General features: G+C 45.3%; 9 protein-coding genes. 2 read left to right on the top strand and 7 right to left on the bottom strand.

Features of this window, described 5'->3' with window-relative positions:
* Nucleotides 1-123: 123 nt before the first annotated feature.
* Both AHMF7605_RS27980 and AHMF7605_RS27975 read right to left on the bottom strand, forming a co-directional pair.
* Nucleotides 124-3,900: a ThuA domain-containing protein gene (locus AHMF7605_RS27980; protein ID WP_394336223.1), complete on the bottom strand. Its 3,777-nt coding sequence runs from the start codon at nucleotides 3,898-3,900 to the stop codon at nucleotides 124-126.
* 39 nt (nucleotides 3,901-3,939) lie between these two features.
* Nucleotides 3,940-4,326: a hypothetical protein gene (locus tag AHMF7605_RS27975; protein WP_106933212.1), complete on the bottom strand. Its 387-nt coding sequence runs from the start codon at nucleotides 4,324-4,326 to the stop codon at nucleotides 3,940-3,942.
* A gap of 157 nt (nucleotides 4,327-4,483) precedes the next feature.
* On the opposite strand from AHMF7605_RS27975, the gene AHMF7605_RS27970 reads away from it, so the two are divergent.
* Nucleotides 4,484-5,260: an NUDIX hydrolase gene (locus AHMF7605_RS27970; protein ID WP_106933211.1), complete on the top strand. Its 777-nt coding sequence runs from the start codon at nucleotides 4,484-4,486 to the stop codon at nucleotides 5,258-5,260.
* Between the two features lie 352 nt (nucleotides 5,261-5,612).
* Here AHMF7605_RS27970 and metQ read toward each other — a convergent pair whose 3' ends face one another.
* The 4 genes from metQ to solA form a co-directional block, all read right to left on the bottom strand.
* On the bottom strand, nucleotides 5,613-6,425 hold the full coding sequence (gene metQ / locus AHMF7605_RS27965) for a methionine ABC transporter substrate-binding lipoprotein MetQ (protein ID WP_106933210.1): 813 nt from the start codon (nucleotides 6,423-6,425) through the stop codon (nucleotides 5,613-5,615).
* A gap of 9 nt (nucleotides 6,426-6,434) precedes the next feature.
* Nucleotides 6,435-7,097, bottom strand: a complete 663-nt coding sequence (gene metI / locus AHMF7605_RS27960; protein WP_106933209.1) for a methionine ABC transporter permease MetI — start codon at nucleotides 7,095-7,097, stop codon at nucleotides 6,435-6,437.
* Complete coding sequence (gene metN, locus AHMF7605_RS27955; RefSeq protein ID WP_106933208.1) at nucleotides 7,090-8,121, bottom strand: methionine ABC transporter ATP-binding protein MetN; 1,032 nt, start codon at nucleotides 8,119-8,121, stop codon at nucleotides 7,090-7,092. The genes metI and metN overlap by 8 nt, the downstream gene beginning before the upstream one ends.
* 105 nt (nucleotides 8,122-8,226) lie before the next feature.
* Nucleotides 8,227-9,348: an N-methyl-L-tryptophan oxidase gene (gene solA / locus AHMF7605_RS27950; RefSeq protein WP_106933207.1), complete on the bottom strand. Its 1,122-nt coding sequence runs from the start codon at nucleotides 9,346-9,348 to the stop codon at nucleotides 8,227-8,229.
* A gap of 294 nt (nucleotides 9,349-9,642) precedes the next feature.
* On the opposite strand from solA, the gene AHMF7605_RS27945 reads away from it, so the two are divergent.
* Nucleotides 9,643-11,652, top strand: a complete 2,010-nt coding sequence (locus AHMF7605_RS27945; RefSeq protein WP_158267642.1) for an alpha/beta hydrolase family protein — start codon at nucleotides 9,643-9,645, stop codon at nucleotides 11,650-11,652.
* Here AHMF7605_RS27945 and AHMF7605_RS27940 read toward each other — a convergent pair whose 3' ends face one another.
* On the bottom strand, nucleotides 11,653-13,194 hold the full coding sequence (locus tag AHMF7605_RS27940; protein WP_106933205.1) for a hypothetical protein: 1,542 nt from the start codon (nucleotides 13,192-13,194) through the stop codon (nucleotides 11,653-11,655).
* Nucleotides 13,195-13,316: the final 122 nt, after the last annotated feature.

The following is a 13,316-nucleotide window of genomic DNA, read 5'->3' as shown; positions in this document are numbered from 1 at the left end:
GGATTTTTAGAGTAAGTTTTTTAACCGTAACAAAATAGAGGATTTTAATTAATAAGTTTAATTTATAATAAATAAAGGCGCCTCAATATTCGAGACGCCTTTACTTGCCCAATCTTTTATAAATTATTCTTTAACTCCTTCAAAGGTAAAGCCTTGAGCTTTAAGGGTCATGGTGGTTATTTTCTTCTCCGCATTTCGGCCAAATATCAATTGGGTTCCACCCGTTCCTTCAAATACATCAACTTCTTTACTGGGCGAGAGGTCCGCTTCATTGCCGCCGGCATTCATATGGAGACCTCCTTCTTTAGACGTAATTTCAACATGCTCAAAAGGAAGTCCGGTCATCTTATACTTGCCGGCATACGCTTCCAGACTTTTTGCGGTAACACTTGTTCCAGCTCCAACTTTAGCCATTGGTGATGCACTAAAATTAGCCGACTTACTGGTTTGAAATTCTAAATCTATCAATACCATTAAAGATTGACCCGCGGGAGCTTTCTCATTCTGAAAAACAAAATAAACGTCGTGAATACCACCGGCTCCGGAAAGTTTGGCTACAACAGTGGGCGGCATACCGGTTTGACTGGCTCCTTCGGGTGGCGAAATCATGGCCGTTTGTCCGACGAGTTTTCCAGTAGGAGAATCCAAATGAACTTCTATCCTTCCTCCCGCGGCATTCAGTTGCGCTTTGGGAGCAGAGGCCGTAAATTTAATCTGTTCGATGCCGGTTAAATCCAGGTTACTATAACCAATACTTGACCCTTTGGTGGAAGCAATGATAATAGTACCGTATTTCATTACGCCTTCTATTTTCTCGGCTTTGCCGGCCGGCATCTTGGCATTACGCAAGGTCAACATTTTTTCGGCGCTAATCGAAGGAATGTTCTTGCTGCCTTTATCCTGGTAGGCGGCCCTGACTACATACATACCTTCTCCTTTATCGCCCTGGGGAATAGCCATGGTGTAACTTCCTTTAACGGGTAAGGCTGCAGCGGCTTGCTTTGTTTCCGACAAGCTCAGGATGTAGTTAACCATTTCTCGGGCATCAACTTCTGCTAACTGGGGATGCGCGCTCATGGCAACTTCTCCCCATACGCCGCTCCCACCGGAAATCACTTTTTTCGCCAGCCGTTGAGCCGCTCCCGCATTGTTTTTATATTTTTGAGCTACTAGCTGATAGGCGGGTCCAACTGATTTTTTATCCATGCTGTGGCAAGCTTTGCAATCACTGCTTTCGATGAGTTTTAGTCCTTTCACCACGCCGACAGAAGCATCCGCACTGCGATGGCCTTGGGCAATCGCGACGATGTCGTATCCTTCCGGCAGATAATCGAAGCTAATGGCTACTTCGGCGGGTTTTATTTTTCCGTTTTCCAGGCTGCCATCTTCCTTATCACTTACCTTCACTTCGTATTCAAAAGGTTGATTAGGAAAGAAAAAAGTTTGGTTGCTGGTAGGAGTTTTAAAGGTGAGCACGGGTTCTTCGTTACCCGCCATAATCTCCAGGCTTTGGCTGCTGGTGGCTCCTTTGGCATCCGTTACGGTAAGCGTAGCTTTATATATGCCGGCTTTGTCAAAAGTTACCGTGGGATTGGCTTCGTTAAACGTCCGGGTAGTGCCTCCATTTTGAGCGGTCACTTTCCATACGTATTTCAACGCGTCGTTATCTGCATCCTGGGTGCCTTTCGAAGAAAGATGGGCTTTAAAAGGCAGAGCGCCGCCTTTTTTGTCCGTAGCTAGTTGAATAACCGGTTTGCGGTTGCCGCTGTTGTATTCAATGCGTACCAGGCGGGCATCCTCATTTTGGGTAAACCAACCACTGCCGTATTCGAGCATATACAAATCGCCCTCCGGGCCAAATTCAATGTCTACCGGATTGGAGAATTTATAGCTGGGCATTACCCGCTCCATGGAGCCGTAATTGCCCTCTTTGTCCAAAGTAACGGCCATCAGCCAGCCGCGCATCCACTCGTAAATAAATAATTTTCCATCATAATAATCCGGGAAAGCCCGCTTAGCTGTTTTAAACTGGTCGGCGTAAAACATTGGTCCGGCCATAGCACTGCGTCCCCCGGCACCTACGAGTGGGAATTCCTTCGATTCGGCGTAAGGATACCAAATAAAAGCTTTTTGGGCGGAAGGTAATTGGTTTAAACCCGTGTTATTAGGTGAATTATTTACTGGTTTCTCCGGGTTGTACAACTCACCGGACTTACTGGCCGCAAAATCATATTGGTAATACGCTTTGTTGTCACCCACAAAATACGGCCAGCCAAAATTACCGGCTTTCCGGGCCTGTCCTACTTCGTCAAACCCTTCCGGACCGCGTTTATCACCGGGTTGGCTGGCATCCGGACCAATATCGCCCCAGTACAGATAACCGGTTTTGGGGTCTACGGAAATACGGTATGGGTTGCGGTGCCCCATCGTGTAAATTTCAGGTCTGGTTTTAGGCGTACCTTTCGGAAATAAATTTCCTTCCGGAGTGGTATAGCTGCCATCTTTTTCCGGATGAATGCGAAGTATTTTACCCCGCAAATCATTGGTATTTCCCGAAGTCATCTGCGCATCAAAGGGTTCCCGACCGGGGCGTTCATCCGAAGGGCTGTAGCCATTAGAACCGTGCGGATTAATATTATCGCCGGTGGATAAATATAAATTACCTTTTGCATCAAAAGTGAGCGAACCACCGGCATGACCACTAATTTCCCGCTGTGTGGCTACTTCCAATAGTACTTTTTTAGAGTCCATCAGCAGCTCATCGCCTTTTAACTGGTAACGGGTTAAGATATTTTTGGCTTCTTTTCCTTCCGGAGCGTAATACAGGTAAATCCACCCGTTTTGCGCAAAGTTAGGATCTTTGGTTAAACTAAGTAAGCCGGCTTCATCATTGCCTGTTTTTCCTGCTTTGTCGGTAACCTTCGTGTTCACCGGAATGGTGGCAATTACTTTAGTTTTGCCTGTAACCGGGCTGTAAAGTTTTACGTTTCCTTTCCGTTCAATAAACAATACCCGGCTATCCGGTAATACGGTCAGTTCCATTGGCTCGTCGAGTTTCTCTTCGAGGATAACTTTGGCAAACCGGTTTTCTTCCGGCATTCGTTTGGTTTTCGCCTTGCTATAGTCCAGCGGTTTTGGAGTATTGCCACCCATTACGTAGTTTAATCCGGCGTACAGGTGTTTCAGGAAGAGCGGTTCGGCAAAACTGGCATCGGTGTGCCCACCTGCCGTGTAGAACGACCGGCCACCGTCAAATTCCTGGTACCAGGCCATCGGATGGTTGTCCCCATTAGTACCGCCCCGGTAGGTCTTTTCATCTATTTTCAACAGGACCTTTATATCCGGGCTGATGTTTTTGTAAGAGTAAAATTCATCCGTCCGCTCCCATTTCTCCGGTAAGAAGCTAGTGGCCGGATGGTTTTTGTCTACAACCAGTAATGTTCCTTTCTGCACATTATCCGGGTTGGGGTGGCTTTCGAACCAGGCGCCCGCCAGTTTATTATACCAGGGCCAGCCATACTCCGTATCCGCGGCCGCGTGAATACCCAGGTAACCTCCACCGGCTTGGATATAGCGTTCAAAAGCATTCTGCTGAATGGGATTAAGCACATCACCAGTGGTATTTAAAAATACAACGGCCTGGTATTTTTTCAGATTTTCATCCGTAAATCTTCCGGCATTTTCGGTCGTGTCAACCGCAAAGCCATGTTGTTTACCGAGGGCAAATAAGGCTTTCTGTCCCGCCGAAATGGAAGAATGGCGGAAGGCAGCGGTTTTGCTGAACACTAAAATGCGCGGGGATTCTTTCATGACCACATAAGATCCTAAACCAAGGGCCAACAGGCAGACGAATACCGCTCCGAGAACTCTCCGAAGCGGGGAAGAAAAATATGGCATCATAATTAAATGAGTTATAGCCGTGAACGTAGAAGAATGCGACTACTTGGCTTTAGTGCCCTCCATATTGAACATATCCATTATACTGCCGGTAACATTGGTATCATCCTTCTTTTCTAAAGTCAGATACACGTCCATCTGCTGCTCCGGAGCTATAAAATTTGCTTTTAATTTATTAGAAGCTAGCTCCACACTAGTAAAAGGATTGACAATTTTTTTGGAAGTTGGGTCGACAATACCACCAGTGAGTTTCCCATCCTTTTTTTCAAATTGAAGGACCAACTCTTTATCGCCATCGGGTAAGCCAAAAGCTTTCACGTTCCAAGTGCCGACAAAATAATCTTCCGGAGTGGTTTGGGCTTGCAAATTAAAAGCAAAAAACAACAACGATAAAAAACTAAAAACGAAAAGGGTGCTTAACTTTTTCATGCTTAAATAAAGGTTTAAAAGTGAATGGATGGATATAAGTAATTAAGGAATAATACGTTTGTAAGAAAAGTAAATCAAATCGTAAACTTTACGGAATAAAGGTAACCAATTTTTTATAATCCGTATAACTTACGGAATAAATTTTTAATTTTGTTAAATGAACACGCTAGAAGAAGTGAACGACTTTGTCCATAATGGCCATCAGGAGTACTTACCTCATATCAGCATTGACCCGGTTATTTTTGGCTACCATCAGCAGCAACTCAAGATTTTACTCCTGAAATGGAAAGGATTAGAGGGTTGGGGATTACCCGGAGGTTTTATCAAGCGAAGAGAACCCTTGAGCCAGGCTGCCAACCGCATTTTGCAGGAAAAAACCAGCCTGAGCAACTTATATTTGCAACAGTTTCACGTGTTTGGCGATTCTCCGTACCGAATCCGGGAAAGAAGCGCCCGGGAGTACAAAGAAAAATTTAATTTGGATGTAGACGACGATAACTGGTTGCTGCAGCGAACCTTATCAATTGGTTATTTTGCCTTGGTAGATTATTCGAAGGTTACCGTACAAACCGATTTTTTTACCGAAGATTACCAATGGTGGGATGTGAAAGAGGTACCCCCGCTTTTATTCGACCAGAATGAAGTAGTAGAGAAAGCTTTATTAACCCTGCGGCGACAGATTTACCACCAACCCATTGGTTATAACCTTTTACCCGAAAAATTCACGCTGCCCGAAATTCATACGCTTTACGAAACCATTCTGGGAAAAGAACTCGATCAGCGCAATTTTGCTAAAAAATTAATCGCGTTGGGATTGATACAAAAGTTAAATGAAACAAGGGCGATTGGAGCACACCGCTCACCTTTTTTGTATCAATTTGAAAAAGAAAACTATGAGCAGGCTTTACAAGTAGGTATTGTGCATACTTATTAATGATGATTGTTAATTGAGTTGAAAAGAATTTAGTGTTTTGAAAATGAGTAATACTCAATAGTATTAGTTACCTTTCATCAGGTTGATTTAAAAAATTGTTCCAACCCGGTGGGTTTTGAAAACCCGCCGGGTGGCATATCCTGCGTTATGGCAGCTACTTGAAGCGATTGGCTATAAATACTAAATATGCCAAATTCCTGCATAAATACCTGAGCATTTTCGCCGCCGAAAAGTACCTACTTTTTTCAGTTCATCACTATATGGATAACGATTGAGTCATTCTGGAATGTAGTCTTCCATAGATTCAGTTTGTATAAATAATTGTCCACCTATGTCCGAATAAGAGCAAGTTCTACCAACCCTTAATGGCCCCGCCATCAAATGCTTTTAAAGCGGCTTGTTCTACCTCGGGCGATTGATACGCTTGGACAAACTTTTTTACTTTTTCCTCATTTTTATTGTCTTCGCGGGCAACAATGTTATTGACGTAGGGCGAACTTTTATCTTCCACAAAAATGCCGTCGCGCAGGGCATTCAGGCCAATCGGGGTTGAAAAAGTAGCGTTAATTACAGCTACGGTAACTTCCTGGTCGTCGAGGGCGCGGGGCAGCTGCGGGGCTTCCATTTCCAGGATGCGGATATTTTTAGGATTAGCGGTAATATCGGCCAGCGTGGGAAACTGGCCCACGTTGTTTTTTAACTGGATAATGCCCGCCTGCTGCATCAGTAATAAAGCGCGGGCGCTGTTGGTCGGATCGTTCGGGATAACAATGGTGTGGCCTTCTTTCAACTCGTCCACTTTTTTAATTTTTTTAGAATAACCGGCCAAAGGGTAAACAAAGGTGTTACCCACAATGGCCAGCTGGTAGCCCCGTTGTTTGGCCTGGATATCGAGATAAGGTTTATTTTGAAAAGCATTTACGTCCAGATCGCCTTGCTGCAGAGCCTCGTTGGGCATTACATAATCGTTAAAGCTTACCAGTTCTACGTCCAGATTATATTTTTCTTTGGCGACTTTCTTGGCTGCTTCGGCTATCTGGTATTCCGGACCCGCCATAATCCCGACCACAATATGGTTGGGGTCATTCTTTTTTTCGGCCCCGCCGCAACCGGTTATAAAAATGGCGAATAATAAAGTTACTACAAGTTTAATCTGTTTTTGCATGGCACAAATTTAAAGTGATTTCCGGTGATCGACCTTCTTAGAAAGGTAATTTCCGGTAAATTGAATGATAAAAACCAGCCCGACCAGGAGTATTAGTACCGAATTCATGACCAGCGTATCGTAACCGACGTAGCCATATTGATAGCCAATTTGTCCTAAACCGCCGGCCCCCACGGCCCCCCCCATGGCCGAGTAGCCAACCAAGGTAATTAAGGTAATAGTAGCCGCGTTTATAATGGAAGGTAATGCCTCGGGTAGCAAAATTTTGCGAATTACCTGCCAGGGGGTAGCGCCCATGGCCCGGGCAGCTTCTATTAAACCGGGTGGTATTTCGAGTAGACTGTTCTCTATTAACCGGGCAATAAAGGGAGCCGCGCCGATGCTCAGGGGTACAATCGCGGCTTTAACCCCAATGGAAGTACCTACTAGACCGCGGGTAAAAGGAATCATCCAGACAATAAGAATGATAAAAGGGATGGAACGGAAAATGTTAACGATAACCGAAATAATCCGGTTAAGCGAACGGTTTTGCAGTATTTCGCCGGGCCGCGTCATGAACAGGAATACCCCGGCCGGCAGGCCTATTACAAAGCCGAAAAAGCCGGAAGCAAGCGTCATCCAGATGGTTTCCAGTAAGCCCTGCCCCAGGAGCGACAGCATGGAATCAGACATAGCCTATTATTTGCGTTTTAATAAATTTATCTTCAAAAAAAGTTAAAACTTTTTTTGTTTGTTCGCCGGTGCTGTGGACTTCAATCAGCATGATGCCAAATTTAACCCCGCCGGCATATTCCATGCGGGCGCTGACAATATTGTAATCGATCCCAAAAACACGGGCTATTTCGGAAAGTACGGGAACATCCGTTGACCGGCCCGAAATTTCCAGCTTTATTAACGGATGTTTGCCGCTATCGGAAGCTTCGCTTAAACGCTGTTTGAAATCGTCGGGCAGTTCTATTTCTAAGGATGAGGCGATAAACTTCTGGGTCAGCTCGGTTTTAGGATGCGAAAATATGTCGGCCACGGTACCTTGCTCGATCAATTGGCCGTTACTGATGACGCCTACTTCGTCGCAAATGGATTTTACCACGTTCATTTCGTGCGTAATGAGCAAGATGGTAATGTTTAGCCGCTGATTGATGTCTTTCAACAATTTTAGTATCGAACCAGTGGTTTCCGGGTCCAGCGCACTGGTCGCTTCGTCGCAAAGCAAAACCTTGGGGTTGCTGGCCAGGGTACGGGCAATAGCCACCCGCTGCTTTTGGCCGCCCGACAGGCTGCTGGGGTAATCGTGCTGTTTTTCGGGTAATCCTACCAAGGTTAGCAGATCGAGCACGCGGGTTTTTATCTCTGGCTTGGGGGTATTACTTAACTCCAAGGGCAAGGCAATATTATCAAACACCGTGCGGGACGATAGCAGGTTAAAGTGCTGGAATATCATCCCGATTTGCCGGCGGGCCTGCGCCAGTTGAGAAGCGGATAATTGCAGTAAATCCTGCCCATCCACCATTACGCTGCCCGAAGTAGGTTTTTCCAACAGATTGACACAACGGATCAGGGTACTCTTGCCCGCCCCCGAGGCGCCAATGACCCCGAATATCTTGCCCTTACCAACCTGCAGTGATACTCCGTTAAGCGCGGTAACTAGGCGGTCTTTCTGGCGGTACGTTTTAATTATATTTTTTAATTCAATCATTTATCTTATTAAAGTACTTGGACAAAATTAAATAAAAGAGGGATAATCAGGTAGTTGATTCTCCTAAAGCTAGGAGCCGAACAACGAACAACTACTAACGATCAACTACTTAGCAAATCGGTTGATTCGGAACATTGAAATATCCAGTTCCGGTTTTTCATCCAAGGCTAGCTGACTCAACAGCTTGCCCGTTACGCTCGCAAATTTAAAACCGTGCCCCGAGCAAGGGCTGGCGATAATTATATTTTTATGCTGCGGATGATAATCGATAATAAAGCGCTCATCCGGCGTGTTGGTGTACATACAAACCGTACCGTAATTAAATGCAACGTTTAGGTTAAAGTAATCACTTACTACTTTTTTCATCGATTGTATCTCTTCCGGACTTACGTGGCGGTTTAAGGTTTCCGGGCTGGTTATTTCGCCGGCATGGTGGTGCGCTACTTTAATGCCGTCGCCTAAATCCGGAAAACCATAAAACATTTTACCCGGCGCATATTCCCAAATATAAACGGGCAAATCATCTACCCGAAGACTTTGGTTATTCGTTTTAAACCAGTACAATACCTGCCTCTCCACGGTTAAAAGGTTTAAGTCCGGTATAAACGCGCTGATCCAGGCCCCGGTTGCCACAATTACTTTATTTGCCAGGTAATGGCCTTGGTTTGTCGTTACTTCTACCACATCCGTATGGGTATTAAGGCTTAAAACCTTTTCATTTTTTAAAATATTTGCCCTGTTTGCTGCGGCTACTTCCAGGTAGGCTTTTATGCAATCTTCCGGAAATAAGATGCCAGCGTTTTTTTCCAGCACACCCACAATATCGTTACCCGGCTTAAAGGCCGGGAAGCGGGTTCTTATTTCCTGGTTGCTTAAATACGCGTAGGGGATATCATGCATTTGGGCGCTCAGTTCAGCTCCTTTAATTACGCCGGCATTGGGGTTGCCCAGCATTAATCCGCCGGTTTTACGGAATAACAACTTGCCCGAGTTTTTTTCAATTTCCTCCCAGAGCACATACGCACGCTTTATAAAAGGAACATACCGCGGATCTTCGTGGTAAGCCTGCCGGATGATACGGCTTTGTCCGTGCGACGAACCGTGCGTATGCGGCGGCATAAACTGGTCGATACCACCCACTTTTTTACCGGTTTTGGATAAGTGATATAAGGCGGAGCTGCCCGCGGCGCCCAGGCCTATTACTAGTATATCAAAAGTACCTCGCATCTATCGTCTGGTTAATTAAACGAAGGTAGGAGAAATATGAATAGGAACGTGAAAACCGCGGTTGTGGTAGTGACCTATGATTATAAAATAATGGATAGGGCGATTTGGTTATGATATTTAGAATCAATTTTTTAAATAAAATTTGATTCTAAATATCTAATTCAAAATTATAATAAATCAGTAAACTTGGCGTGAGATACATGCTGATTATAGTTTTATTTGCTCTATCAGTTGCATTAACTTGCTGACGCTATTCCTAATATACTAACCATGCTTTACCGGCACCTCTTTCTCATGGCATTCGTGCTATTTAAAGGCTATACTGTACTCGCCCAAAAACTAGCTAATAACGGCACCGCAAATGCAAGCAATTTGCGGGAACAGATCGCGCAATTTGTGGAGCAGCAGGGCCAGGTAAAATATATCTCCCAAGGGGTTATTAGCCACGATGGGAAACTGGTGGCCTGGGCCGCGGATGGCCCGGCGGGGAACAGCACCCATGCCATTTATTTCGCGCCGGTAAAAGAAAATTTAAAAATTATCCGGATTTCCGCCTCCGCCGGCGAAGAATATCACTACGACACCGAACCGGAGTTTTCTCCGGACGGCAAACATCTGGCTTTTTTATCGGATAAAGAAGACGGCCAGAATCAGGTTTATATCGCTAACACTACCGGCTCGTCCTCACCAGCCAAAAAGTTGAGTAATTTCAAAGGCTATGTGTCGCATTTAAAATGGTCGCCGGATGGTAAATACATCAGCGTTTTGTACGTGGAAGACGCCAATCGGGAGCCCTCGCCCATGGCGGCTATTGGCCGGAAAGTTGGTTTAATTGATTCCATCTTAAACAAAGACGTTCAGCGTATAGCCCTAGTAGAGGTGGCCACCGGTGAAGCCAGACAAGTAAGTACGGCTGGGTTATACGTTTTTGAATACGATTGGTCGGCCAATAGTCAGAACCTAGCTTATACGGCAGCGCTGCCCCCGGGTGATGATAACTGGTACATCGCGCAGCTTTATCAGCAAAATCTGGCTTCGCCGGAAGCCAAATTAGTTTATAAGCCCGAATGGCAGATTGCTTTACCGAAATGGTCGCCGGATGGCAAAAACATCGCCTTTATTGAAGGTTTAATGAGCGACCAAGGCGGTACCGGCGGCGAAATATTTACGGTAAGCGCAGATGGTAAAAGCACTCCGCAAAACCTAACGCCCGGCCGCAAATCTACGCCCGGTTGGTTTAAATGGATGCCGAACGGAAATATGCTGATGAGTGAATTTGTCGGCGGATCAGTCGTCATTTCTTCTTTAAATACCGCTGCTAAAGCAACCAAGCAGCTGTGGCAGGCCGATGCTTCGATTGGAGCTACTTCCACTTCGTTAAGCCTTTCGGTAAGTGATTCCAAAAACGGCCCGGTAGTGGCGTTCGTCGCTCATGGCTGGTCGGCCTTGCCGGAAGTCTGGGTAGGTACTTTTAAAAAATTAAAACCTTTTACCAAACTTAATTCCGCAGCCAAGTTGCCCCTGCCGTTGGCAAAAAGTATGGTTTGGCAAAACGAAGGCTATCACGTACAAGGCTGGCTGCTTTTTCCGGCGAATTATAATCCAGCCAAAAAATACCCTTTGTTGGTTACCGTGCACGGCGGTCCCGCCTGGATCGCCACGCCCACCTGGATGGCGCCGGATTTTAATACTACCGTTTACCCGCAGATGGGTTATTTTGTGTTCTTTCCCAACGCAAGGGGCAGCTACGGCCAGGGCGAAACCTTTACCCGGGCCAACCGGCGGGACTGGGGCTTTGGCGATTTGCGCGATATTCTAGCCGGGGTGGATGCCGTAGCCGCCCAATACTCCATTGATACCAGCCGGGTAGGCTTGCTGGGTTGGAGCTACGGCGGTTCGCAGGCCATGTTTGCCGGTACGCAAACCGGCAAGTTTAAAGCCGTGGTGGCCGGCGCCGGCTCCGCCGACTGGCTCAGTTATTACGGGCAAAACTCGATTGATAAATGGATGCGCTCTTTTTTTGGGACATCGCCTTACGACGACCCGGCGGCTTACGCGAAGGTCTCCGCGATGACGTATATTAAAAAAACCAAAACTCCCGCCTTGATTTTGGTGGGCGAGCGCGACGGTGAATCGCCGCCGCCGCAATCCCTGCAATACTGGCATGCTCTGAAAGAGCTAGGGGTACCCACTCAATTAATGATCTACGCCGATGAAGGCCACAGCTTTTACAAACCGGAAAACACGCTGGATGTAACGCTGCGTACCCTGGAGTGGTTCAACACGCACCTGCCGGCAAAATAATCAGGTGGCCGGTTTAGATTGCAATTTACTGGTTGCCCGGATTTTAATTTTTTTGGTGGCCGTAAACTTCGTTTCGATCCATTCGGAGAAATTAAAAAATTTAAGCACCTGTATTTCAAACTTATCGTTGACAATAGCTTTTATAAAAGGCGTTAGCTTTTTTAAAAGCACTTTGTTTTTAACCGGGTTATTGTGGTGAGGATTCAGGATCACCGTTTTTAATACTAATTTTTCAATTTTCAGGGCTTCTGTTTTAAATTTTGGCGCCCGTTTGTACGACCGGATTTCATATTGCAGGTACTCCATATTGCCTAATTCATAGTGGGCAAGTACTGCCAGGAGCCGGGCGGCTTTGTAAATGGGGAGGTGCGGGTTTGACTTTTCTAGGAGCGTCGTTTTGTTGAGGAGCTTTACGGTTTTTTCCCACTCATTAAGGCCAAAATGGGCTAACGCGATGTAAAATAATAGCTCACAATGCTTTTCGTAGTCCACAATAACGCTTTCTTTTAAAATATCGGCCGGCAACTCTTTAGTGTAGGTAAGCGCCTCTTGGTAGTTTTTAGTAGCCGTAAATAAAGTGAGTTTGAAAGTGATAACTGTTTTAGTGGCCTGTAAATTAAATTGCTCGGTATTTTCTGATCGAATAAGTCCGCTCACCTTATCTAGGTAGAATTGGATGCGGTCGAAAGCTTGAATGGTGCGTAAACTATCCATAATCCCTTCCAAAGCCGACAGATAATCATAGGGCAAGCCTAGCATTTTCTCCATGTTGGTCTCGAACAGTTCGTTTAGCTCCGAGAAAGTTTTTAAGGCCGATTTATAATCGCCTACGCTGGTGAAAAAGAACGATTGAAAAAGTAAATGCAGTTTTTTTGACTCAAAATTGTGCGCTACCTTGTTAGTTACCAGGCTGAGCTCACTCAGTAAAAGATCATTTAGTTGTTTCTTCTCCGGTTCGGATAAGGATTTACCAATATGAATCAGCCGGAATTTTAAAAGCTCGTATAGCGAATGGTGCTCGTGTATTTGCAGTTGGGTTTTTAGCAGATTACGCGCTTTCATCTGCATCTCTATCATGGCCGCTTCGGTAATCTCCCGAAAATTTAAATCGGCAAATACGTTTAGCTCAGCGCGATAAGCCAGGTATTCCAGGTAATAGTTTTGCGAGTTGGCCGCCAATTTTTGGGCCTTGTTTAATTCTTTTAAACCTTCTTTCATCAAGGAGCGGTCCAGCAAAACCTTGGCGCGCATAAACGTTTGCAGTTGCTGGAAAAGCGGGTCTTTATCCAGCCTTACCTGAATCAAACTATCCGTAACAATGCGTAACAGGTATTTAGCCGTGGTATCAAACGAGGTATCCGAAAAAGCACTATTAAATTTCTGCTCCAGCTGGTCCATGTTTTTCAGCGGCGTTTCCTCAATCAGATCGAACAAGAAAAGGTAGGCCCGGTGGCCCGATTGTTTTTTGCAATAAAGTTTCAAATACCGTTTCTCGGAAGGCGAAAGGGTTTTTACCAAGCGCACTACACTGTTTTTAAGCATAACGTAATACTTAATTGTGTTACCGGTAAATTTTTAAAGCACATATTCATCTGATAATCTGATTTTTAAATGGGTATAAGTTCTAAATATAGGTAATTTAAAAATATGTTTTATACTAAAAA

The organism is Adhaeribacter arboris (assembly GCF_003023845.1).
Lineage (GTDB): Bacteria > Bacteroidota > Bacteroidia > Cytophagales > Hymenobacteraceae > Adhaeribacter > Adhaeribacter arboris.
The sequence above is the reverse complement of the archived record's forward strand: the minus strand, read 5'-3'. Positions and strand labels throughout refer to the sequence as shown.

Bases quoted from the DNA above. Each gene is read 5' to 3' on its own strand.
- AHMF7605_RS27980 (WP_394336223.1), bottom strand. From the start codon at position 3,900: ATGATGCCATATTTTTCTTCCCCGCTTCGGAGAGTTCTCGGAGCGGTA.
- AHMF7605_RS27975 (WP_106933212.1), bottom strand. From the start codon at position 4,326: ATGAAAAAGTTAAGCACCCTTTTCGTTTTTAGTTTTTTATCGTTGTTG.
- AHMF7605_RS27970 (WP_106933211.1), top strand. From the start codon at position 4,484: ATGAACACGCTAGAAGAAGTGAACGACTTTGTCCATAATGGCCATCAG.
- metQ (WP_106933210.1), bottom strand. From the start codon at position 6,425: ATGCAAAAACAGATTAAACTTGTAGTAACTTTATTATTCGCCATTTTT.
- metI (WP_106933209.1), bottom strand. From the start codon at position 7,097: ATGTCTGATTCCATGCTGTCGCTCCTGGGGCAGGGCTTACTGGAAACC.
- metN (WP_106933208.1), bottom strand. From the start codon at position 8,121: ATGATTGAATTAAAAAATATAATTAAAACGTACCGCCAGAAAGACCGC.
- solA (WP_106933207.1), bottom strand. From the start codon at position 9,348: ATGCGAGGTACTTTTGATATACTAGTAATAGGCCTGGGCGCCGCGGGC.
- AHMF7605_RS27945 (WP_158267642.1), top strand. From the start codon at position 9,643: ATGGCATTCGTGCTATTTAAAGGCTATACTGTACTCGCCCAAAAACTA.
- AHMF7605_RS27940 (WP_106933205.1), bottom strand. From the start codon at position 13,194: ATGCTTAAAAACAGTGTAGTGCGCTTGGTAAAAACCCTTTCGCCTTCC.